This is a genomic window from Nocardioides sp. YIM B13467, assembly GCF_042788075.1.
GTDB lineage: Bacteria > Actinomycetota > Actinomycetes > Propionibacteriales > Nocardioidaceae > Nocardioides.
Window position 1 is genome coordinate 3435527 of the sequence record NZ_JBHZPJ010000046.1, and the last position, 20312, is coordinate 3455838.

Annotated in this window: 17 protein-coding genes; 8 read left to right on the top strand and 9 right to left on the bottom strand. The window is 69.8% G+C overall.

Annotated features, from left to right (window positions below; all coding sequences use genetic code 11):
• Positions 1–58 precede the first annotated feature (58 nt).
• Both ACFX43_RS23640 and ACFX43_RS23645 read left to right on the top strand, forming a co-directional pair.
• The gene (locus tag ACFX43_RS23640; protein ID WP_378836153.1) at positions 59–496 is read left to right on the top strand and encodes an SRPBCC family protein; all 438 of its coding nucleotides are present in this window, start codon (positions 59–61) and stop codon (positions 494–496) included.
• An 8-nt stretch (positions 497–504) separates the two neighbouring features.
• Entirely contained in the window at positions 505–1401 is an 897-nt protein-coding gene (locus ACFX43_RS23645; protein ID WP_378836157.1) for a MerR family transcriptional regulator, read from the top strand.
• Positions 1402–1428: 27 nt separating this feature from the next.
• Here ACFX43_RS23645 and ACFX43_RS23650 read toward each other — a convergent pair whose 3' ends face one another.
• Positions 1429–2604: a dipeptidase gene (locus ACFX43_RS23650; protein WP_378836160.1), complete on the bottom strand. Its 1176-nt coding sequence runs from the start codon at positions 2602–2604 to the stop codon at positions 1429–1431.
• A 135-nt stretch (positions 2605–2739) separates the two neighbouring features.
• On the opposite strand from ACFX43_RS23650, the gene ACFX43_RS23655 reads away from it, so the two are divergent.
• From ACFX43_RS23655 to ACFX43_RS23665, 3 genes are all read left to right on the top strand, one after another.
• Complete coding sequence (locus ACFX43_RS23655; RefSeq protein WP_378836165.1) at positions 2740–3804, top strand: Lrp/AsnC family transcriptional regulator; 1065 nt, start codon at positions 2740–2742, stop codon at positions 3802–3804.
• 22 nt (positions 3805–3826) lie between these two features.
• Positions 3827–4210, top strand: coding sequence for a DoxX family protein (locus ACFX43_RS23660; protein ID WP_378836171.1), 384 nt, complete (start codon positions 3827–3829; stop codon positions 4208–4210).
• 315 nt (positions 4211–4525) lie between these two features.
• Positions 4526–6748, top strand: coding sequence for an MBL fold metallo-hydrolase (locus tag ACFX43_RS23665; RefSeq protein WP_378836178.1), 2223 nt, complete (start codon positions 4526–4528; stop codon positions 6746–6748).
• Positions 6749–6757: 9 nt separating this feature from the next.
• Here ACFX43_RS23665 and ACFX43_RS23670 read toward each other — a convergent pair whose 3' ends face one another.
• Positions 6758–7207: a MarR family winged helix-turn-helix transcriptional regulator gene (locus ACFX43_RS23670; protein ID WP_378836183.1), complete on the bottom strand. Its 450-nt coding sequence runs from the start codon at positions 7205–7207 to the stop codon at positions 6758–6760.
• A gap of 64 nt (positions 7208–7271) precedes the next feature.
• Between ACFX43_RS23670 and ACFX43_RS23675 the strand changes: the two genes are divergently transcribed.
• On the top strand, positions 7272–7856 hold the full coding sequence (locus ACFX43_RS23675) for a hypothetical protein (protein ID WP_378836186.1): 585 nt from the start codon (positions 7272–7274) through the stop codon (positions 7854–7856).
• A gap of 5 nt (positions 7857–7861) precedes the next feature.
• Here ACFX43_RS23675 and ACFX43_RS23680 read toward each other — a convergent pair whose 3' ends face one another.
• Together ACFX43_RS23680 and ACFX43_RS23685 are read right to left on the bottom strand one after the other, a co-directional pair.
• Positions 7862–8632: an enoyl-CoA hydratase/isomerase family protein gene (locus tag ACFX43_RS23680; RefSeq protein ID WP_378836189.1), complete on the bottom strand. Its 771-nt coding sequence runs from the start codon at positions 8630–8632 to the stop codon at positions 7862–7864.
• 116 nt (positions 8633–8748) lie between these two features.
• The gene (locus tag ACFX43_RS23685) at positions 8749–10641 is read right to left on the bottom strand and encodes a right-handed parallel beta-helix repeat-containing protein (protein WP_378836193.1); all 1893 of its coding nucleotides are present in this window, start codon (positions 10639–10641) and stop codon (positions 8749–8751) included.
• Between the two features lie 350 nt (positions 10642–10991).
• Here ACFX43_RS23685 and ACFX43_RS23690 point away from each other — a divergent pair, with 350 nt between their 5' ends.
• Entirely contained in the window at positions 10992–12551 is a 1560-nt protein-coding gene (locus tag ACFX43_RS23690) for a copper resistance protein CopC (protein WP_378841101.1), read from the top strand.
• On the opposite strand, the gene ACFX43_RS23695 is transcribed toward ACFX43_RS23690, so the two are convergent.
• Together ACFX43_RS23695 and ACFX43_RS23700 are read right to left on the bottom strand one after the other, a co-directional pair.
• Entirely contained in the window at positions 12541–13380 is an 840-nt protein-coding gene (locus ACFX43_RS23695; protein WP_378836198.1) for a hypothetical protein, read from the bottom strand. The genes ACFX43_RS23690 and ACFX43_RS23695 overlap by 11 nt on opposite strands.
• A gap of 25 nt (positions 13381–13405) precedes the next feature.
• Positions 13406–14758 carry an FAD-binding oxidoreductase gene (locus ACFX43_RS23700; protein WP_378836201.1) on the bottom strand — a complete coding sequence of 451 codons (1353 nt, stop codon included), beginning with the start codon at positions 14756–14758 and terminating at the stop codon, positions 13406–13408.
• Between the two features lie 188 nt (positions 14759–14946).
• On the opposite strand from ACFX43_RS23700, the gene ACFX43_RS23705 reads away from it, so the two are divergent.
• A complete protein-coding gene (locus ACFX43_RS23705) occupies positions 14947–15879 on the top strand; it encodes a TerC family protein (protein ID WP_378836206.1) in 933 nt (310 codons plus the stop codon).
• A 33-nt stretch (positions 15880–15912) separates the two neighbouring features.
• Here the strand turns inward: ACFX43_RS23705 and ACFX43_RS23710 are convergent, their stop codons facing one another.
• From ACFX43_RS23710 to ACFX43_RS23720, 3 genes are all read right to left on the bottom strand, one after another.
• On the bottom strand, positions 15913–18297 hold the full coding sequence (locus ACFX43_RS23710; protein ID WP_378836209.1) for an ABC transporter permease: 2385 nt from the start codon (positions 18295–18297) through the stop codon (positions 15913–15915).
• Complete coding sequence (locus ACFX43_RS23715; RefSeq protein ID WP_378836216.1) at positions 18297–19007, bottom strand: ABC transporter ATP-binding protein; 711 nt, start codon at positions 19005–19007, stop codon at positions 18297–18299. The genes ACFX43_RS23710 and ACFX43_RS23715 overlap by 1 nt, the downstream gene beginning before the upstream one ends.
• 97 nt (positions 19008–19104) lie before the next feature.
• On the bottom strand, positions 19105–20289 hold the full coding sequence (locus ACFX43_RS23720; protein WP_378836223.1) for a GAF domain-containing protein: 1185 nt from the start codon (positions 20287–20289) through the stop codon (positions 19105–19107).
• Positions 20290–20312: the final 23 nt, after the last annotated feature.

Here is a 20312-nt window from a genome sequence, read left to right on the forward strand (position 1 = left end):
GAAGATCGAACGTACAATGTTTGTACAAGGTATGTCAAAGGTTTGAAAGGGGCACGACATGAGGATCGATCGAACCGTGGAGACCTCCGCACCGACCGCCGAGGTGTTCGACTTCCTGGCCGACTTCACCAACACCGAGGAGTGGGATCCGGGCACCGTGCGCACCGACCGCATCTCCGGCAACGGCGGGGTCGGGACGGCGTACGCGAACACCTCTCGGTTCCTCGGTCGCAACACCGATCTCACCTATGTGGTCGAGGTGTACGAGCCCGGGAGGCGCGTCGCGCTACGAGGCGAGAACAAGACGGTCGTGGCCCATGACACGATGACCTTCGTCCCGACAGCCACGGGCGGCACATCCGTGCGTTACGTGGCCGAGTTCGAGCTGAAAGGCATGGCCAGGATGGTGGCCCCACTGCTGACCCCCGCGTTCACCCGCCTGGGCGACTCCGCCTCCGAGCAGATGCGCGCGACCCTGGACCGACTGGGCCGGTAGCCGAGCAGATGTACACCATCAAGCACGCGGCACAGCGGGTGGGCATCACCACCGCGACGCTTCGTGCCTGGGAGCGCCGATACGGCGTCATCGCTCCCCACCGGTCCGAGAGCGGCTACCGCCTGTACGGCGACCACGACGTCGCCGTGCTGCGCTCGATGAAGCAGCTCGTGGACCAGGGGTGGCCCGCCGGCCAGGCTGCGACCGAGGCGATCCGGCTCGAGCGCGCGCAGCCCGTTCACGAGATCGCCACAGAGGCACGGGACAACGGCGCCAGCCCCTCCCCCGACCTCGCAGAACGACTGACGACCGCCGCGTCGGCGCTCGACACGACCGCCCTGGCTGCAACCCTGGACCAGGTGTTCGCCATGAGCAGCTTCGAGACGGTGATGACCGAGCACGTCTTCCCCGCCCTGGAGGAGCTCGGAGACGCCTGGGCCGACGGCCGGGTCAGCATCGCCGGTGAGCACCTGGCCTCGAACGCGGTGATGCGGCGCCTCGCCCTCGCGTACGAGGCGGCGGCCGCCCACGGCCACGGACCCCGCATCGCCCTCGGGACGGCACCCAACACCCGCCACGAGATCGGCCTCTTCGCCTTCGCCGTCGCCGCCCGACGGCACGGCATGGACACCGACTACCTGGGTGCCGACCTGCCGATCGACGACTGGCTCGGCGTCGTCGACGATCCCGCCCTCGCTGCCGCGGTGCTCGTGATCCCCACCACCGCCGACATCATCGCCACCGCCGCGGTGATCACCGCCCTGCACGACCACCGCCCCGATCTCGTCGTGGCCGTCGGCGGAGCACAGCAGAGCCACGCTCCCGAACCCGCGATCCGCCTGGGCCACGACATCGCTGCCGGGGCGAAGGCCCTGGCGGCCGCCATCTCACAGGAGCAGCGCTGACGGCTCGCGCACACGAACCCGACCGGACTACTCGGGCAAGGTGGCACGGAGCACGCGCAGCGTGTTGCCTCCCATGATCGCGGCGACCTCGGTCTCGTCGTAGCCCCGATCAACGAGCTCTTGCGTGATGGCGGCGAGGTCGCTGGCGTCCCAGCCGACGGTGGTGGAGCCGTCGTAGTCGCTGCCGAGGGCCGCGGTCTCGATGCCACCGATCTCGACGACGTGGTCGATGGCGTCGACGACAGCCTCGACGGTCAGGTCGCACACCGCGGCGTCCCAGTAACCGACGCCGACGACACCCCCGGTCGCGGCGACCCCGCGTACCTCCTCGTCGGTCAGGTTCCGGTTGACGTCGCAGGTCGCCTGTACGCCTCCATGGCTGAGCACCACCGGCTTGGTCGCCATGTCGAGCATCTCGGCGACCGCGGTGTGGCTGGCGTGGGCGACGTCGACGATGATGCCGCGACGCTCCATCTCGGCGAACACGCGGCGCCCCAGGTCGGTGAGACCGCCCTTCTCGACCCCGTGCATGGAACCCGCCACCTCGTTGTCAAAGAAGTGGGTGAACCCGGCCATCCGCATGCCGGCGTCGTAGAGCGTGTCCAGGTTGTCGAAGTCCCCCTCGAGGTTCTGAAGGCCCTCGACCGAGAAGAGTGCACCGGTGACCTGCTTCCCGGCCTCACGGTCGGCGATGAGGGTGTCCAGGTCAGCACGGGTGCGGATCAGCCGCAGCTTGCCCTCGGACTCCGCAGCCGCCTTGTCGAGCTTCTGGGCATGGAAGAGCGAGCGGTCGAGCAGCGACGCCCAGGTGCGGGGAGGCTGGAGCTGGGCGAAGGTCAGCAGGGTGATGTTGTCGCTGTCACCGGTGTTGCTGTCGTAGTTCTGCCCCTTGGGCGACTTCGACACCGACGAGAACACCTGCAGCGCGACGTTGCCGTCCTCCATGCGATGCAGGTCCATGTGACCCCGGTCCGAGTGCTCCAGAACGTCGCGGTCCCACATCAGGGTGTCGCTGTGCATGTCGATGACCTGCAGGGAGTCATGCAGCCGTCGCGTCTCGGGCGTGACCTCCGGCAGGCTGGCCGGACGGATCTTGTTCTGGCCGTTCTCCACGATCCCGGGCGCCAAGACGAAGAAGCCGGCGCCACCGATGACGAGAATGGCGAGTACGGCCAGAAGCAGGGGCTTCATCCAGCGGGTCATGTTTCGAGGTCCTCTCGAGGCAGGCTCGGAACCGGCCGAGCACACGGGCGGGACGAGTATCGCGGCGCGTACCTCGGCGGCCGGCGAATTGGACCGAATCGCTCGCCCGGCGGGGTGATCAGACAGGATGTGACCATGGCGACACTGGATGAGGACGACTTTTCGCTCATCCACGCACTCCAGATCAGGCCGCGCGCATCCTGGACGGACCTCGCCGCCGCGCTCGGCACCTCGCCGACGACCTTGAGCCGCCGCTGGGAGAGACTGCGGGCCGACGGCAGCGCCTGGGTCATAGGCCATCCGCGGGCTCGAGGGCACTACGGGACCAGCCTCGCCATCGCCGAGATCGCCTGCGTCAGCGGGCGTGCGAGCACGCTCGCCCAAGAGCTGGCCGGGTGGCCGATGATCATCACCATCGAGGAGGCCGCCCGTGACTACGGCCTGATCGTGACCGCCGTCGGCCTCGGGCCCGGGGACATGCCCAAGCTGCTTCTCGACGACCTGTCCGCGCTGCCGGGCGTTCTCGGCGTACGCGCCCACCACGTCGCCCGGCTCCACCTCGACGCGAGCAGCTGGCGTGTCGGCGGGCTCGACCACGAGCGCGCCCAGGCCGTCGCTCGCATCCCCGCCCACGGTGGCGCCGGAGGCACCTCTTCCACCCCGGTCAACCCCTGGGCCGAGCCGTACGCCGGCCTCACCCAGGCCCTGATCCGGAACGGCCGCAGCAGCGCGGCCGACATCGCCCGCCAGACCGGCCGACCGTTGTCGACGTCCCGCCGCCAGCTCGGCCAGCTCCTCGCCTCTGACGCTCTCACGTTCCGCTGCGAGGTCGCCCAGGGCCTGACGCCTCTGCCCATCGTCGTGCAGACCTGGTGTCAGGTGCCGGTCGGCGAGGTCGCCGAGTGCGTGAACCGTCTGCGGACCACCCCAGGCGTACGTCAGGTCGTCGGCCTGCCCGGGCCGACGAACCTGCTGATCAGCACCTGGGCGCGTTCGGTCGAGAGCGCGATGCTCCTCCATGAGCACCTCCAGCGCGATCTCGCTCTCAAGGTGGTCGAGTCCGCGATCATCCTGCGCCAGATCAAACGCCTGGGCTGGAAGCTCGACGAGCTCGGCCGCTCCACCGGGCCGCTGGTCCCCTACCCGCCGAGCACCGACCGCACGTCACACGACGGGGAGCCGTCTCGTCTCCAGGGGTGAACCCACACATCAGGAGAGAGACATGCACATCGCCCTTTGGATCGCCGCCGGACTGCTGGCCCTCGTCGCCCTGACGGGCGGCCTCACCAAGGCCTTCGTACCGTTGGACAAGCTGTCCCAGCACGACGCCGCTGCCTGGACCCGCAGCGCCAGCCCGACCTTCGTCCGGACCCTCGGCGTACTCGAGATCCTGGCCGCGATCGGGCTCGTCCTTCCCGCCGTGCTCGACATCGCGCCCGCCATGGTGCCCGTCACCGCTGCCTGCTGGATCGCCCTGATGATCGGCGCGATGATCACCCACGCCCGCCTCGGCCAGGCCAAACTGGCGATGGTCAACGTGGCCTACCTCGCCCTGGCCGTCTTCATCGTCGTCGGCCGCTTCGGCACCACTCCCTTCACGGCCTGACCAGCTCGTCGACTCGGCGCATCTGTCTCGTTGACGAGTGGCGCCCCTCGCTGGTCGGAGCCGCGGGCGGGTCGAGACCTTCTGTTCGTAGACAGTGGTTGGGGGCCAGTGGATGGTCGATCAGCCATCGGTCGACACTCCAGAGGACTGGCCGCGATGGTCCTAGAACGCCTCCAGCATGCGTGTGACCGTCGTCATGTCCGGCTGGCATCACGTCAGTCCAAAACGGGCTTGGACTCGCATTCCACACCCTTCCTAGGCTGCAGATCAAGCGGCCCCCGGCCACGGGAGCCATCGGCGACAGGGGCGGTTCGCATGGGCATGGAGTTCGATCGGCGTTCACTCTTCAAGGTCGGCGCGACCGTGGCCGGCGGCGGGGCGCTGGCAGCGAGCGGAGCGGGGATCCAGCAGGCGGCGCACGCCGCGGTCCCCGAGCGGCGGCTCGAGCGCAACGGGGTGGCGGTCGGATTCGTCATCGGCGAGGCGAAGGTCGTCGACCAGGGCACCCAGGCGGTCGTCGAGGTGCCGGTGCTGGCCGAGGGCGGTCCCCGGATGGCGGTGACCGAGCGCGTACGTCCCAGCGCAGCCGAGCAGATCGCGGCCGGCCTCGCGCCGGGAGCGCTCGTCGACTTCGTGGTCAAGCGGGGCGAGGTCGTGGTCGACGACGACCAGACCCAGCCCTTCCACACCGTGCTGTCCAAGTCGGCGAGGCCGGTCTTCGCGACGCAGAAGTACGGTCCGGAACTGGCTCCTCGCGACGGCAGGCCGGGCGCGATGGTCGCGGCCGGCTGGGTCTACGCCAAGAGCGCCCGGACGATCACGATCGGCGACGGCCGGAAGGTCACCGAGGACATCGGCGGCCGCCCGCTCCCCCGGCCGAGCAAGCGCTACGAGGAGACCTACCGGGTCGCGGCGGATGTCGAGGTCTACCGCGTAGACACGGCCAACTGGGCCGCCTCACGCTCCTCGACGTTCGCCGCGGTGCCGGTGACGAAGGACTACGCCTACAGCACGACCGAGCGCCAGGCCGCTTTCGTCGTCTTCGACCGGGACTTCCGTGACGCCGATGACGCCCGGGTGCGCCAGATCTTCTACTTCACGCCGCAGGACGTCTCCGACGGCAAGCCGGTCTGGGACGTACCCACGCAGAGCGACCTGCTCACGGACAAGGGCGTCGACCCGGTCTCAGGGCAGCGCTACGTCGACATCGTCGCGACCGGCGTCACCGCGGCGCCCTACACCCGCAGCACCGAGCCCTTCGAGATCGTGCCGGACACCTTCTACTTCGTCGGCGACAACGAGGTGTCCTGCTACCTGTTCAACACCGACATGGGCACCCGAAGGGCGCGTGACAACCGGCTCGTCCTGCTCGACACCGGCTGGCCCAACAGCGGCTACCAGTACTGGAAGAACATCGAGGCCATGGGCTTCGACCCGCGCGACATCGACGACATCATCATGGCCCACGGCCACGGCGACCACTACGGATCCACGGTCGAGCTGGTGACGATGATCGAGAACGCCGGTGGCAGGGTCCGACTCCACTCCCCGCGCGAGGACATCGTCGGCCTCGGCCAGGACGCCGTCGGCAACACCTGGAATCTCCCGCCGGCGCTGCCCGCGACCGAGACCCTGATCCGGGAGCGCAGCGACTTCCTCGTCTACGACGAGTGGATGGACTTCGGCAACGTACGCCTCATGCCGCTGTGGTCGCCCGGCCACACTCCCGGGTCGGCCTCGTTCGTGTTCGAGGTCGAGAACCCTCGCGACGGCAAGCGGCTGACGTTCGGCTACATGGGTGGCTACGGCTGGAGCTCCAAGACCGTGACCCCGACGAACGGCTGGCAGCGGCTCGGATTCCCCTACAACCTCGCCTGGCTCCAGCAGCGGGTCGCGCCCGACTACGTGACCGGCCAGCACGCCAACCAGTTCCCGCTCGTCGAGATCTACCAAGCCCTCAAGGCCTACAACAACGACCCGGCCAACAGCGACCGCCAGCTGACGATGCTCGATGCGATGGTCCCCGGCGAGTGGGTGAACTACCTCGAGAAGAGGTACGCCACCGCCACCAACGCCATCGCCGACACCCAGCCCGGCTACCAGAGCATCGAGACCTACGGCCCGTTCAAGCCCGGCCGCGAGAACGGCGCCCAGGACGTACGCGTCCGGCTGGTCGACGGCGGCCAGGTGCAGCACGGCTACGACCGCGCCCTCAACCGCAACCCGCTGATCCCGCTCCTGGCCGACGGCATCAACATCAAGATCGACAGCTTCGTGCACGACCCCGACGGCTGGTACGTCCAGCTCGAGCTCGACGTCCTCGACTCCTACGGCGGCTTCCTCCCCGGCGTCGGCCCCGTCGAGTCCATCCGTCCCGAGGTCACCGAGATCCTGCGTACGCAGCGCCTCGGCAGCCGTGCCGAGGCCGAGGCCGTGCTCGCCACGGTCAGCGCGGGCAAGACCTACCGGGTCGACCTGACCCCCGCCAGTGCCATCGTCGTCCCCACCGACGGCACCCCGGTCTTCGAGGCCGACTGACGCCGCTCGTCAGTCCTCCCCGGACTCCAGGCGCCCGGTCTCGACCTTGAGCGCCTCGATCACACCGGTGATCCAGCGTCCGATGGCGGCCAGCTCCTGCTGGTCGAAGCCCTGGTTCATCTCCTCGATCCTCCGTGCGAGCCCGGCCGCTGTCGGGCGTGAGGTCTGCTGGAAGTGAGGCGTCGTGTGGATCCGGAACGACCGGCGATCCCGCGAGCTGCGCTCGCGGCGTACGTAGTCGGCATCGACCAGCTTGTCGACGATCTTGGTGACGGCCGCGTTGCTCAGGCCGGTGGCGGCGGAGAGCTCGCCGGGGGTGATGCCGTCGGGATGGCGGGCCACGAGATCGAGCATCTTGTGCTCGCTGTTGCTGACACCCAGCCGGCGAGCGATGGCCTCGTGGAACATCACCACGCGAAGGCTCAGCTCGGAGCCGAGCCGGTCGCCGTCCTCGGACATGCGGCCTCCTCCCGTCCTCGCTAATTTGTTTCACCTTAGTGAAATAACAGGCTAGTCTCCGGCCATGAAGATCGAGCTCTCGCCACCCCGGACGACTACTGATTCCCTCACGTTCGCAGGTGCGCTGCTCCGCTGCTACGTCGCGACACTGCTCGTCGGTGCTCCGCTCGCAGCGCTGCTGCTGACCCCTGGGCTCATGCGGAGCCGGGTCGCCCTGGTTCCGGGGATCACCTCGTTCGGCATCACCGCGTTTCTGGTGCTGTCGTTCCTGCTGATCGCGGTAGCGCCGCGAATCTCGGCCCGGGTCGCGCCCGGCGCCGGATGGCGGCCGGCGCTCGTACGCAAGGTCGGGCCCGCGCTCCGTCGCGAGCTGCCTCGCCAGTGGTGGGGTCGCGCCGGCGAGGCTCTGCTGATCTTCGTCGCGTCCCAGCTGACCGGCGGCTTCATCGCCTGGATGATGCCCTACATCTGGGCCGACCCGGCCTCATCCGAGGACCACGTGATCTGGGTGCTCCACTACCCCAACTACGCGACCCAGGCCGTCTCGATGTACCTCGTCATCTGCCTGGCGGCCGCCTGGTTCGGCACCCGGCTGCGCCAGCTGGCCCTCGGTATCGACTTCGTCGACCACGGACAGCCGGTGTCGTAGCGGGATCAGCGCCCGAGCACGGCGCGGAGCCGGCCCACCTGGGCGGTGCGCTCGGCGAGGCGCTGCTCGTCGAGGCTCCGGCTCGACGCAGCCGCCAAGAGCTCATGCGTACGCCGCACCGCGGTCGCATCGTGGGCGACGAGCGACCCGACCAGGTCGGCGAGGGCCGAGTCCAGCTCAGCGGCCGGCAAGACGCTCTGCGCGAGCCCGATCAACTCGGCCTCGGCAGCGCCCACCCTGCGCGCGGTGGCACAGATCTCGAGCGCTCGCGCATAGCCCACGGCCTCGACCAAGGGCTTGGTGCCGGCGAGGTCAGGAACCAGCCCCAGCGCAGGCTCCTTCATACAGACCCAGGCGTCGTCGGTCATGATCCGCAGGTCGCACGCCAGCGCCATCTGGAAACCGGCCCCGATCGCGTACCCCTCGACGACCGCGATCGAGATGAACCTCGGGTCCGCCAGCGCCGCGAACGGCCGCTGATACTCCCCGATCAGGTCGATGACCTCCTCATCGCTCCGTGCCAGCGTCGCGACCAGGCTCCCCGCCACCTCGGTCTGCCCCGGGTCGACCAGCGACAGGTCCAGCCCCGCGGAGAACGTGCCGCCCGACCCGCGCACCACCACGACCCGCACCTCAGCCGGAAGCGACTCGAGGAACTCGGCGATCGCCGCCCACATCGCCGGATGCTGGGCATTGCGTACGTCGGGACGGTCCAGCAGCACGGTCGCCACCACACCGTCGATGCTCAGATCCACACCTGGTTCGTTCACGTTCATGGCATCATCCTGACCCCTGGGGCGGCCGGCCGGTCATCCAGCACGGCCGCAGGCCCGGCGCGATGCGCCGGGCCTGCAGTGGTGGTGCTCCCGGCACGAAGCCGGGTCAGCGAGTCCTAGGAGCGGGCCGCCTCGATCTGGGCGCTCACGTCGTAGGGGAACTCCGAGGTGATGCCGATCTTGTCGTACTCCATCTTCGAGGCGTCGAACCCGTCGTTCCAGTTGCCGTTGGTGACCTCGTTGCACTGGTAGGACTGGTAGGACTGGTCGGTGGTTTCTCCGACCTCGATGTTGGCGAAGGAGAACCCACAGCCGCCGGCGTCCATGTGGATGCCGCGCGTGCCGGAGTCGGGCATCTCCCCGACGGGGTCGGTCAGTACGTCACCGATCACCATCTGCTCCACCTTGTTCTTGATCGGGTGCGGATCCTGGTTGGCCACGCCGTAGGTGTAGAACGCGCCCATGTCACCCGAGTCCAGGCCTGCGTTCTGGATCTCGATGTAGCGGAAGGTGTTGTTGTCGGTGTACTGCTCGCCGTCGATGACCTCCGGACGCGACTCGAGGCTGATGCCGTACCGCGCGGAGTGGTTGACGAAGACGTTCTCGACCAGGTTGTTGCCGGTGTCCATCAGCTCGATCCCGGAAGCGTCGCCGGGCACCAGCTCGCCGATGTGGTCGATGAACACGTTGGAGATCGTGTGTCCGTGGCTCAGGTCGCCCTCGCCAGGCCAGCCACCCTCGATCTTGATCGCGTCCGCGCCGATGTTCTCGAACAAGCTGTTGGTGACCTTCAGCCCCTCGTTGGCGAACAGGGCGTAGACACCCATGAACCCGGTGTCGGAGACATGCAGGTTGGTCAGCGTGATGTCCTTGGTGTTCTCCAGCGTGATCGCACCGAACCGGTTGCGTGGCATCTCGATCTGCCGGTCGTACTCGGGGTACTTGTGGGGCTCGCCCGAGTCGCCCGCCGAGATCCACCCCGCGCGGTACCAGTCGACGAAGTCGCTGTGCTGCAGCCCGATCCCGTCGAAGGTGATGTCGTGTGCGCGCCGCTCCGGCGTCGCACCCTTCACATCGATCAGCTTCTTCACCGTCGGCGCCATGATCCGCACCTTGCTGATGTCGCCCTTCGGCTTGTAGTAGATCTCGTTGTTGGCGTAGTCGAAGTAGTACTCACCCGCCTGGTCGAGGAACGGGAGAGCGTTCTGGATGAAGTAGCGCGAGCCGCCACCGCTGTTGACCAGCGCGTAGCGGGTCCAGTACTTCAGCGTGGTGAAGCCCTTGCGGTAGTCGGCCCCACCGAGCGGCACGGTGTCGGTGAACCAGCTCCACGAGCCACCGGACCACACGGTCACCTGGGCGTTGGCCAAGGGGTTGCTGGTCGGGGTGTCGTCCCACGCCGGGTCCCAGTCACCTTCCTCCCAGTACAGCCACTGTCGCACAGCCTCCTTCTCGGGCTCGCCGAGCTTGGAGAAGAGGTACGGCCCGTGCGAGTCTTCCGACCCACGGTTGGGATAGCGGGCGACCTCGGCTCGCGCACCGTCCTCGAACAGCGTGTAGAACCGCTGCCCCGGCTCGACCTTGGTCTTGTAGATCCCGTCGCGGAACGGCTCCCACCCGGTCAGCTCCTTCGCGCCGGTCAGAACCGCCTTGCCCGGCCCGTCCACCGACCGGTAGACCACGTCGTGGCCGTTGCTGCCGCTGTCGCGGTCGTCGAGCTCGAGCGTGGAGTCCACCTGGTACTCACCGGCCCGGACGTTGACCGTGACGTCGCAACCCATCTGGGCATTGAGCTTCTTGTCGCGGATCTGGTCGCGGGCACGCTCCAGGGTCGCGAACGGCGCACTCTCCGACCCGGCGGCCTTGTCGCTGCCGTCGGGCGAGACCCAGAGGGCCTTGCACTTTCCTCCCGCCGCGTCGGCGGTTTGCGTGGTGACCGCGAAACCGGTGACCGCGACGACCGCCGCCGCGGCCAGCGCGCCCAGGCGGCGCGTCATTGGTTGCTGCATGGTCCGTTCCCTTCTCTATGGGGGGGCGGAGCGCCCGGCGAGAGGCAGAAGAACCACCCGAGGGTGGCCGTGCGGCCTTCGAGACGAGCTCCGTGTGACATACGCCACGCCACTAGCGTGATGTCATACATATGACGTGTCAAGAGCCGCCTGGATGGTGAGATGCCTCGCTGTGTCCACGCCGCACGATCAGATCAGCGTCGCGGCGACGTACGATGTCCTACACTTCCGGTTATGCCGCAACCGCTCTCCCGGACCACCACGGTCCTCTCCCAGCCGCGTGACCGGCAGCCGATGCTCGGCGTGGTCGTCGTCGACGAGCTCGTCNCGCCCAGGCGCACGCGACGCTCATCGGCACCGACCCCGAGGAGGGGGCGGTTCTGGAACAGGCGCCGGAGACGATCACCTTCACCTTCGACGAGGCGGTGACGCTGCCACCGGCGGGCGTGACGGTCTACGACGCGAAGGGCGAGGAGGTCACCTCCGAGGCGACCGCGAGCGGCACCGAGATGCAGGTCGCGCTCGCGGAGGCGAGCAGCCTCGGCGACGGCACCTACGTCGTCGCCTGGCGAGCGGTGTCGGCCGACGGTCACCCGATCTCGGGCTCGCTGACCTTCGCGGTCGGCGCCCCGAGCCTCAGCGTCGCCCCACCTCCGTCCACCGAGCCGTCCAGGGCGACGGCGGTGATCCACGGGGCGCTCCAGTTCTTCCAGTACGCCGCACTGCTGCTGGTCGTGGGCCTGGTCTGGTTCCGCGCGGTGATCGTTGGTGAGCACCGCATCCCGGACCGCGCCACGGCGCGGGTGCAGCGTGTCGAGGTCCTCGCCGGCATGGTCGCCGTGGTCGCACTGGTGCTCCTGGCCCCGGCCAGCGGCGCGCTGCAGAGCGAGAGCGGACCCGGGGCGATCCTCACCTTCGACGCCTGGTCGCCGGCCTCGGTCGGCAAGGAGTGGCTCAGCGCGCTGGTGGGGATCGTGGGCATCGCGGCCGCGCTCGCGCTGCGCGAACGGCCCCGGCTGGCCGCGGCCGCAGCGCTGGTCGCGATCTGCTCGCCGGCGCTGGTCGGCCACTCCCGCGCGGTCGTACCCGCCTGGCTGGTCACCGCCACCGACGTCATCCACCTCGTCGCCGGCGCGCTCTGGCTCGGCGGCCTCGTCGGGCTCGCTCTGACCCTTCCGCTGATCACCCGGCGCGGGACGGTCGCGGCCGAGATCGTCACCCGGTTCTCCACCCTCGCCGCCGCGTCCCTGGCCGCCCTCGCGGTCTCGGGCGTGCTGATGGGCTGGCGGATCCTCGGCTCCTGGGACAACCTGCTCAACAGCACGTACGGCACTCTGCTGATGACCAAGATCGCCCTGGTGGTCGCGGTGGCGGTGATGGCGGCCGGCAACCGGCTGCTGGTCCTCCCCCGCGTCCGTCAGGCGGCCGGCCACGACGACACCGTCGAGGCCGGCTCGATGCTGCGCCGGGCGGTGCTGATGGAGGCGGGCGTGCTCGTCGTCGTCCTCGGCGTCACCGGCTTCCTGGTCGACCAGCCACCGCAGGCCGGGGCCGGCTCGACCGGGACCGGCTCGGCCACGGTCGCACAGACCAACACCCAGGCCGCGGAGCTGGGCGACGACCACCGGGTCTACGCGACGCTGACTCCGGCGGGTCCGGGTCCGAACGTGCTCCGGCTGCAGATCCAGGACGCGGCCGGTGAGCCCGTCGAGGCGGCGGCGGTCCCGACCGCCAAGCTGAGGTCCGGCGATGTCGACCTGGGCAGTCTGGCCCTGAAGACGGTCGCTGCCGGCACCTGGGAGGCGGACGTCGTACTGCCCAAGGGCGGCGTCTGGGAGGCGACCGTCGGACTGCGTCTGGGTGAGTTCGAGAGCCCGCTGGGGCTGGTGAAGTTCACCGTCAGACAGTGACCGGGAGCCGGAGCGTGTGGATCATCCCGTCGACACGCACCTGCACGAAGAAGACGTAGTCACCCGCCTTCGGCGGCTTCACGTGGATGCCGAGGCGGGTGCCGTCCTCGCCGTTCTCGGGGCCGCCGAGCGGGTGCAGGTGGATCACCTCGCCCGTCTCGCGGCTGAACGCGGTCACGTGCGCGTAGACCCCGAGGTAGGTGCCGAGGTTGACCGGCTTGCCGGCCGGGTCGGAGATCAGGACTCCGATCTCCTGGTCGATCCCGGGCTTCGGGGTCTCCTCCAGGGCAGCGATCACGGTGCCGTCGTCGGAGCCGGGTACGTCCACCTCGGATGCCCCCGCGACCTTCGCCGTCGTGCCGAGCATCGCCTGCTCCCCCTTGCCGTCGGGCGTCCGGGCCGCGAACTCGACGACCACCCGGTAGGTGCCGCCCGCGGGCAGCGTCAGGTCGCCGGACCATTCCCCGCCGTCGCCGAGGGTCGGGTGCAGGTGGCGGAAGACCTCCAGGTCGTCGCGTACGACGTAGAGGTGGAGGTCCTTGGTCTGCTCCTCGATGTAGTCGGTGACGGGATCGCCATCCTTGGTGATGGTGAAGCTCACCTTCCCCGGGATGCCGGCCTCGGTGGGCAGGCTGACGTCGCCGAGCGTGTAGCCGCCGGCGGTCGCGGAGGTGCCGTCGGCGCCCTTGATGGCGGTCACCACCGTCGCGACGTTGGTCGATCCGCCGGCGTTCGAGGTGGGGTCGGCCGCCTCCGGTTCACCGCCGCAGGCGATCAGGGTGATCGCGAGGCCGAGGGTCAGGACGACAGCAGCAATTCCGACGCGCACGGACGCAAGGGTGTCATGAGACTGGTCAGAACCCGACACCAGGATTGAGAATCCCCAGCGGGTCCAGAGCCGCCTTGATCCGATGCTGCAGGTCGATGGAGTCGGCGCCGATCTCGGGCTCGAGCCACTTCTGCTTGAGCCGGCCGACACCGTGCTCGCCGGTCGTGGTGCCACCGAGCTCGATGGCGAGGGCGAAGATCTCGTCGCCTGCGGCGGTCTCGGCCGGCGGCATCACCCCCGGGACGTCGTCCGGCGACGGGTCCCAGCCGATGACCGGGTGGAGGTTGCCGTCGCCGGCGTGCGCGAGCGTGTAGGTGCGTACGCCGTGCCGATCGGAGATCTCGGAGATCCGGTCGACCGCCTCGGCGAGCCGGGACCGGGGCACGCAGATGTCCTCGATGAACCAGGAACCCTCCGCCTCGATCGCGGGCAGGACCTGGCGACGGGTCTCGACCAGCCGGTCGGAGGACTCCTCGTCGACGCCCTGCTCGATCCAGGTCGCCTCCTTGCCGAGGATGGCCGCGATGGCCTCGATCTCCGTTGCCGCCGCCGGCCCGTCGGCCTGGGCGATGACCAGCGCGTCGCCCCGTTCGGCATACCGGGTGCCTGCGAACCGGTCGACCGCCTCGAGACAGCGCCGGTCGATGAACTCCAGCATGGAGGGCAGCCGCCGGGCGGCGGCGATCTCGGCGCAGGCGCGAGCGGCGGCGGCCACCGAGGCGTACGCAGCCGATGCCGTCAACGTGGAGACCGGCCGTGGCTTGAGCCGCAGGGTCGCGCCGACGACGATGCCGAGGGTGCCCTCGGAGCCGACGAAGAGCGCGGTGAGGTCGAGGCCGGCGACGCCCTTCATGGTGCGGCGGCCGGTGTGGATCAGGGTGCCGTCGGCGAGGACGACGTCCAGGCCGAGGACCGCCTCCCGGGTGACGCCGTACTTCACGCACCGCAGCCCGCCGGCGTTGGTCGCGACGTTGCCACCGATCGAGCAGATCGCCGCCGAGGCCGGGTCGGGTGCGTACCGCAGCCCCACCTCGGCCGCCGCCGCGTCCAGGCGCGCGTTGAGCACACCGGGCTCGACGACCGCGATCTCGTCGACCGGGTCGAGCTCGAGGATCCGGTCCATCGCGGACAGGTCGACGACGAGGTGGCCGGCGCCCGCACCGCGCGGGACCACCGGCACCCGGTGCGCCGAGGCGACCCGCATCGCCGCCTGGACGTCCGCGATGCTGTGAGCCCTCACCACCGCCAGCGGCAGGCCGGCGGCGACCGATCCGGACCGGTCGGTCGAGGCCGCCAGCAGCGAGAGCTCGTCGGTCACCACCTCGGAGACCTGGGAGGCGAGGTCGTTGACCAGGGAGATCTGTGCCGCCGTCGTCATCCTCCCATTGTGTCTTGAGAAGGTCGATTGCAAACCCCTTCCGTCCAACCGATACGCTTCACCTCGAGGGGAGTACCTCACCAAGCTCATTCCGGTCAGTACGTCGGTGCCGACACCGTCCCGGAATGACACCCCGATCCGGGGTGAGGGAGACCTCAGACGTTCATCGACACGCCTGAGGAACCCGCATGCTCGATACCATCGCCACGCCCACTCTGTGGGCCGTGACCATCGCCGCCGTCGTGGTGCTGATCGCCCTCGACTTCGTCCTGACCCGCAAGCCCCACGAGGTCTCCATGAAGGAGGCCATCGGCTGGTCGGCCTTCTACATCGCGCTTCCGCTCGCCTTCGGCGTCTGGGTCTGGAACGCCCACGGAAGCCAGACCGGCTTCGAGTACTACACCGGCTACATCGTCGAGAAGTCGCTCAGCGTCGACAACCTGTTCGTGTTCATGCTGCTGCTCGCGGCCTTCGCGGTGCCACGGCACCTGCAGCAGAAGGTGCTGCTCTTCGGCATCGTCGGGGCGCTCGTGCTGCGCGGCATCTTCATCGCGCTGGGCGCCGCGGCGCTATCCCAGTGGGACATCGTCTTCCTGATCTTCGGCGCCGTCCTGCTGATCACCGCCGCGAAGATCTTCACCGAAGCGCTCCAGGGCCACGACCAGAAGGTCGACCCCGAGGAGATGCTCGCCGTACGCATCGGCCGCAAGATCGGCCTGAAGCCGATGGCCATCGTGGTGCTCGCCATCTTCGCCACCGACATCGTCTTCGCCGTCGACTCGGTGCCGGCGGTCTACGGCATCACCGGCGACCCCTACCTCGTCTTCGCCACCAACGCGTTCGCCCTGCTCGGCCTGCGGGCCCTCTACTTCGTGCTCGAGGGCGCCCTGTCCAAGCTGGTCCACCTCTCCTACGGCCTGGCCGCGATCCTCGCCTTCATCGGCGTCAAGCTCGGCCTGCACTGGGCCCACGGCCACTGGGACAGCGTCCCCGTCGTCCCGACCTGGCTCTCGCTGGTGATCATCGTCGGCATCCTCGCCGTCACCGTCACCACCAGCCTGATCGCCTCCGCGCGCTCCACCGCTCCGGAGGAGGAGCAGCAGGAGCACGCGGAGGTCTGATCGAGCGTTGCCCCGACGTCGGTACAGCCAGGGTCAGTCCAGCGCGAGTCCCTCCGCCGGGCTGACCTTGGTGGCCCGCTTGGACGGCGCCACGCAGGAGACCAGGCCGGCCAGGCCTGCGGCTACGACGACCGCCACCAGCTGCAGCACCGGCAGCTGGAAGGTGGCGTCGGGCATGATGTCGCCGACCAGGATCTCGCTGCCGCCCCAGGCGAAGAAGACGCCCAGCGCGGTGCCGACGAGGGCCGCCACGGCCGAGAGCAGCACCGCTTCGGCGGCCAGCGTCCGCCGCAGCTGACGCCGGGTCAGGCCCAGCGCCCGCAGCAGCGCGTGCTCACGACCACGCTCGAGCACCGAGAGGCCCAAGGTGTTGGCGATGCCGGCCAGCGCGATCAGCACCGAGATCGCCAGCAGCCCGATCACCGCCCAGGTGAACACGTCCAGCTGCAGCTCGACCCAGGCACGCTGACCCTTGCCGTTGGTGAGCTCGGCGTCGGGAGCGATCACCCCGAGCGCGCTCGCCAGGTCCTCCGGGTCGGCGCCCGCGTCGGCGCGGACCCAGACGGCGTACGTCTGCGGGTCCTCGGTCAGCGTCCGTAGCGTGGCCGCGGAGATCTGCGGGGCGCCGTCGATCTCGCGTACGTCCAGGGTCACCGTCGCGGTCCGGTCGCCGACGACCAGCGTGACCTTCTCGCCCGAAGCCTCGAACTCGTCCTCCACGAAGGCCGAGGCGGCCACCGGGGAGATCACCATCGTGCCGGGCTTCACGGTCATGTCCTGCAGGGCGATGTCTCCGCCCGGCGGTGCGATGACCGGCAGCGGCACGGGCTTGCCATCGGTCTGCACCGATGCCATCGCCCCCGGCACGGCGACCGCGTCCGCGACGCCCGGGACGGCCTTGGCATCCCCGGCCACCGAGTCCTCCAGCGGCTTCGACTCGGCCTGGAGCGCGATGTCGATCGGGTGCTGCTTCGCCATCTCGTCCAGCGTGGCGCCGCGGATGGTCGCCATCCCGGTCAGCACGCCGGTGGTGAGGGTGACGCCGACGAGCAGCGACGCCGCGGTGGCGGCGGTGCGCTTCGGGTTGCGGCCGGCGTTGGCCGCGGCGAGCTTCGCCGGGGAGCCGGCAACCACTGCCAGCGCCGACCCGGCCAGCCGCACCAGGCCCGGCACCAGCGCGGGGCCGAGGAGCATCACGCCGATGAAGGTGACCCCACAGCCGAGCAGCACGATCAGCATCCCGGTCTGCGCGTCATCCCAGCCGACGGCCACGAAGATCGTCGCGATGCCGGCCAGTGCCACGACCAGACCGAGGCCGATCCGGAACATCCCGGCGCCGCGTACGTCGAAGCCCTCCTGCGGCCGAAGCGCGGCCAGCGGGCTCAGCCGCATCAACCGGCGCGTCGGCAGCCACGAGGCGACCAGCGTGGTGAGCACGCCGAGGACGAACGCGCCCACGAGCCACGGCCACTCGAAGGCGACGTCACCCAGCGGCGCGGTCTCGGCGAGCTGCCGCACCAGCGCGACGATCCCCCAGCCGAGCAGGACGCCGACCACCAGGCCGAGCAGCGAGGCGAGGAGCCCGAGGGCGAGCGCTTCGCGGCGTACCGATCGCAGGACCTGACGCTTCGTCGCGCCCATCGCGCGCAGCAGCGCGAAGTCGCGCATCCGCTGGGCGAACAGGATCGAGAAGGTGTTGGTGATGACCAGCACGGAGACGAACAGCGCGATGAAGGCGAAGATCAGGACCATGTACGCGACGATGTTGACCTCCTTGTTGAGCTGGGTCTGCAGCTCGGTGAGGTAGTCGTCGGTGTTCAGCCAGCCGTCGTCCTTGTCGCCGGTCCCGGCGGTCATGACGGCCTGGACGTACTGGTCCTCCCAGCCCTGCAGCTCGGACCCGGTGACGTAGATCGGCGAGGACCACATCGACGGGGCGTCCACCAGGCCGACGACGGTCGTCTCGACCGCGGTCTTGCCGCTGCCGACCTTCAGCGTGTCGCCGATGGCGACCTTGTTGGTCTTGGCGGCGTTGGCGTCGACCACGGCCTCCCCGGCGCGGGTCGGGAACCGGCCCTCCTCGAGGTCCTGCCACTGCCAGCGCTTCTCGGTGGAGACCGCGCCGACCATGATGTCCTGGCCGAGCATGGTCTTGTCGGTGCGGACCGGCTGCATCGAGACGGCCAGCGCCCAGCCACCCTTCTCGACGTACTTGTCGGTGACCTCCTCGGAGGGGAGGTCGACCGCGCCCACCGCGTTGCGGAACGGCGCGTCGATGCCCGCGAACAGGCCCGACTTCGTCGCCGAGGTGAGGGCGTTGGTCACCACGATCAGCGCGACCGCGGCGACGACCGCCACGACTGCCGCGGCGTACCGGCGGGCGTATGTCCGCAGGGATGCGAACAGCACCGTCCGCATCAGCGCGTCACCCCTTCGATGTGTCCGTCCTTGACCGTGACGATCTCGTCGGCGTACGCCGCGGCGGAGGCCTCGTGGGTCACCATGACCACGGTCTGACCGAGCTCGCGGACGCTGCGGCGGAGATGGTCGAGCACCTCGGCGGAGGTCTCGGAGTCGAGGTTTCCGGTGGGCTCGTCGGCGAAGAGGATCGCGGGCTGGGTGACCAGCGCACGGGCGATCGCCACGCGCTGCTGCTGGCCGCCGGAGAGCTCGGAGGGCTTGTGGCCCAGGCGCTGGCCGATGCCGAGGGTGTCGGCGATCATCTGCGCCCGCGCGCGGGTCTCGTCGGTCACCCGCCTGCCGGCCAGCTCCAGCGGCAGCTGGATGTTCTGCCCGGCGGTGAGCATCGGCAGCAGGTTGAACGCCTGGAAGACGAAGCCGATGTTCTCCCGCCGGAAGATGGTCAGCTGGTCGTCGTTGAGGTTCTGCAGGGGCTGGCCCGCGACCGTCACCTCACCGCTGGTCGGACGGTCGAGCCCGGCCAGGCAGTGCATCAGCGTCGACTTGCCCGAGCCGCTCGGGCCCATGATCGCGGTGAACGCGCCGCTGCGGATCTCCAGGTCCACCCCGCGCAGGGCGTGCACCTCGGTCGCACCCTTGCCGTAGGTCTTGGTCAGGCCCACCGCCCGGGCGGCGGCCGTCATCGTGGGAACAGAGGTCTGTGTCATGCCACCGACCCTCTCGTCGCGAGGCGTCAGCCCGCATCGGGCTGGAGGCTGATCCCGGCGTACGACCTGGGGTGGATCGGCAAGGGTCGGCTCAGGGTCATCCCCGGGTGAGGGTCACTCCGTCGGCCAGCCGGTAGGGGTTGGTGGCGACCAGGGCGCCGATCGAGCGGCGCAGCCGGGAGACCTCGGCACGCACGGTGACGATGTGCTCGGCGTCGCCGAAGACGGCCTCGCTGAGCCCGCGGGCGGTGAGTCCGGTTGGGCCGGCTCGGTCGACGAGGGTGAGGATCTCGACGTGGCGCCGAGTCAGGGTGGTGCGCCACCGGCCTGACTCCGAGACGACCTCGAGGGTGCCGTCGGGGTCGAGCCGGGCCGTCAGGGTGCCTGAGGTGCCGGAGGAGGTCGGCCGGACCAGCCAGCCGCGCTCGCCGACCCGCTCGGGCAGGCACAGCCCGAGGCCCGGGACGGTCAGCATCTTGTCCTGCCGGGGCGCAGCGATCCGGTCGCGGGCGGCCATCCCGGCGTGGTGGGCGACCCAGCCGTCGTCGTCGACGACCAGCAGCGGGCCCTCGACGCCGGAGACGACGTGGTCCGTCTCGCGGCGCAGCCGCTCGAGCCACTCCTGGTGACGGCGCCACAGCGACATCTCGGCCAGGCGCACCGCGCTCTCGACCAGGGCGCCGATCGCCGGGTGCAGGGTCAGCGCGGGCCCGCTGACGTCGACGACGCCGAGCAGGGCTCCGGTGCGGGGATCGTGGATCGGGGCCGCCGTGCAGTACCAGGGATGCTGGGCCTGCTCGAAGTGCTCCGCGGAGAAGAGCTCGACCGGTGCCGCCTCGGCCAGCGCGGTGCCGATGGCGTTGGTGCCGACCGCGCGCTCGGTCCACAGCGCGCCCTCGACGAAGCCGAGCTGGTCGGCGATCTTGAGGACCCGCGCCGAGCCCGCCCGCCAGAGCACCACACCCTCGTCGTCGGTGACCACCATCAGGTACGTCGCCGCGTCCGCGGCCGAGGTCAGCACCGCCCGCAGGTCGTCGATCACCATCGCCAGCGGCGATCGCGCTCTCCTGGCCGCACACTCGGCTGCCGACGGCGTACGCCTGCCGTTGCTGCTTCCGGGCTCCAGGCCCATGCTCATCACGCGGCGCCAGGAGCGCTCGACCAGGATCCGGGGTGTGCTCGGTGGGCGGGTGCCGGACAGGACGGCGTCATGGACGCGTACGAGGTCACGGGCGAGGCGCGGCAGGTCTGCTCCCGCCGGGACTGCTCCGGTCACTGTCATCTGGCGTCCACCTCCGACTCCGA

Coding starts and splice junctions, on each gene's coding strand:
- ACFX43_RS23640 (WP_378836153.1), top strand. CDS start 59: ATGAGGATCGATCGAACCGTGGAGACCTCCGCACCGACCGCCGAGGTG.
- ACFX43_RS23645 (WP_378836157.1), top strand. CDS start 505: ATGTACACCATCAAGCACGCGGCACAGCGGGTGGGCATCACCACCGCG.
- ACFX43_RS23650 (WP_378836160.1), bottom strand. CDS start 2,604: ATGACCCGCTGGATGAAGCCCCTGCTTCTGGCCGTACTCGCCATTCTC.
- ACFX43_RS23655 (WP_378836165.1), top strand. CDS start 2,740: ATGGCGACACTGGATGAGGACGACTTTTCGCTCATCCACGCACTCCAG.
- ACFX43_RS23660 (WP_378836171.1), top strand. CDS start 3,827: ATGCACATCGCCCTTTGGATCGCCGCCGGACTGCTGGCCCTCGTCGCC.
- ACFX43_RS23665 (WP_378836178.1), top strand. CDS start 4,526: ATGGGCATGGAGTTCGATCGGCGTTCACTCTTCAAGGTCGGCGCGACC.
- ACFX43_RS23670 (WP_378836183.1), bottom strand. CDS start 7,207: ATGTCCGAGGACGGCGACCGGCTCGGCTCCGAGCTGAGCCTTCGCGTG.
- ACFX43_RS23675 (WP_378836186.1), top strand. CDS start 7,272: ATGAAGATCGAGCTCTCGCCACCCCGGACGACTACTGATTCCCTCACG.
- ACFX43_RS23680 (WP_378836189.1), bottom strand. CDS start 8,632: ATGAACGTGAACGAACCAGGTGTGGATCTGAGCATCGACGGTGTGGTG.
- ACFX43_RS23685 (WP_378836193.1), bottom strand. CDS start 10,641: ATGCAGCAACCAATGACGCGCCGCCTGGGCGCGCTGGCCGCGGCGGCG.
- ACFX43_RS23700 (WP_378836201.1), bottom strand. CDS start 14,758: ATGACGACGGCGGCACAGATCTCCCTGGTCAACGACCTCGCCTCCCAG.
- ACFX43_RS23705 (WP_378836206.1), top strand. CDS start 14,947: ATGCTCGATACCATCGCCACGCCCACTCTGTGGGCCGTGACCATCGCC.
- ACFX43_RS23710 (WP_378836209.1), bottom strand. CDS start 18,297: ATGCGGACGGTGCTGTTCGCATCCCTGCGGACATACGCCCGCCGGTAC.
- ACFX43_RS23715 (WP_378836216.1), bottom strand. CDS start 19,007: ATGACACAGACCTCTGTTCCCACGATGACGGCCGCCGCCCGGGCGGTG.
- ACFX43_RS23720 (WP_378836223.1), bottom strand. CDS start 20,289: ATGACAGTGACCGGAGCAGTCCCGGCGGGAGCAGACCTGCCGCGCCTC.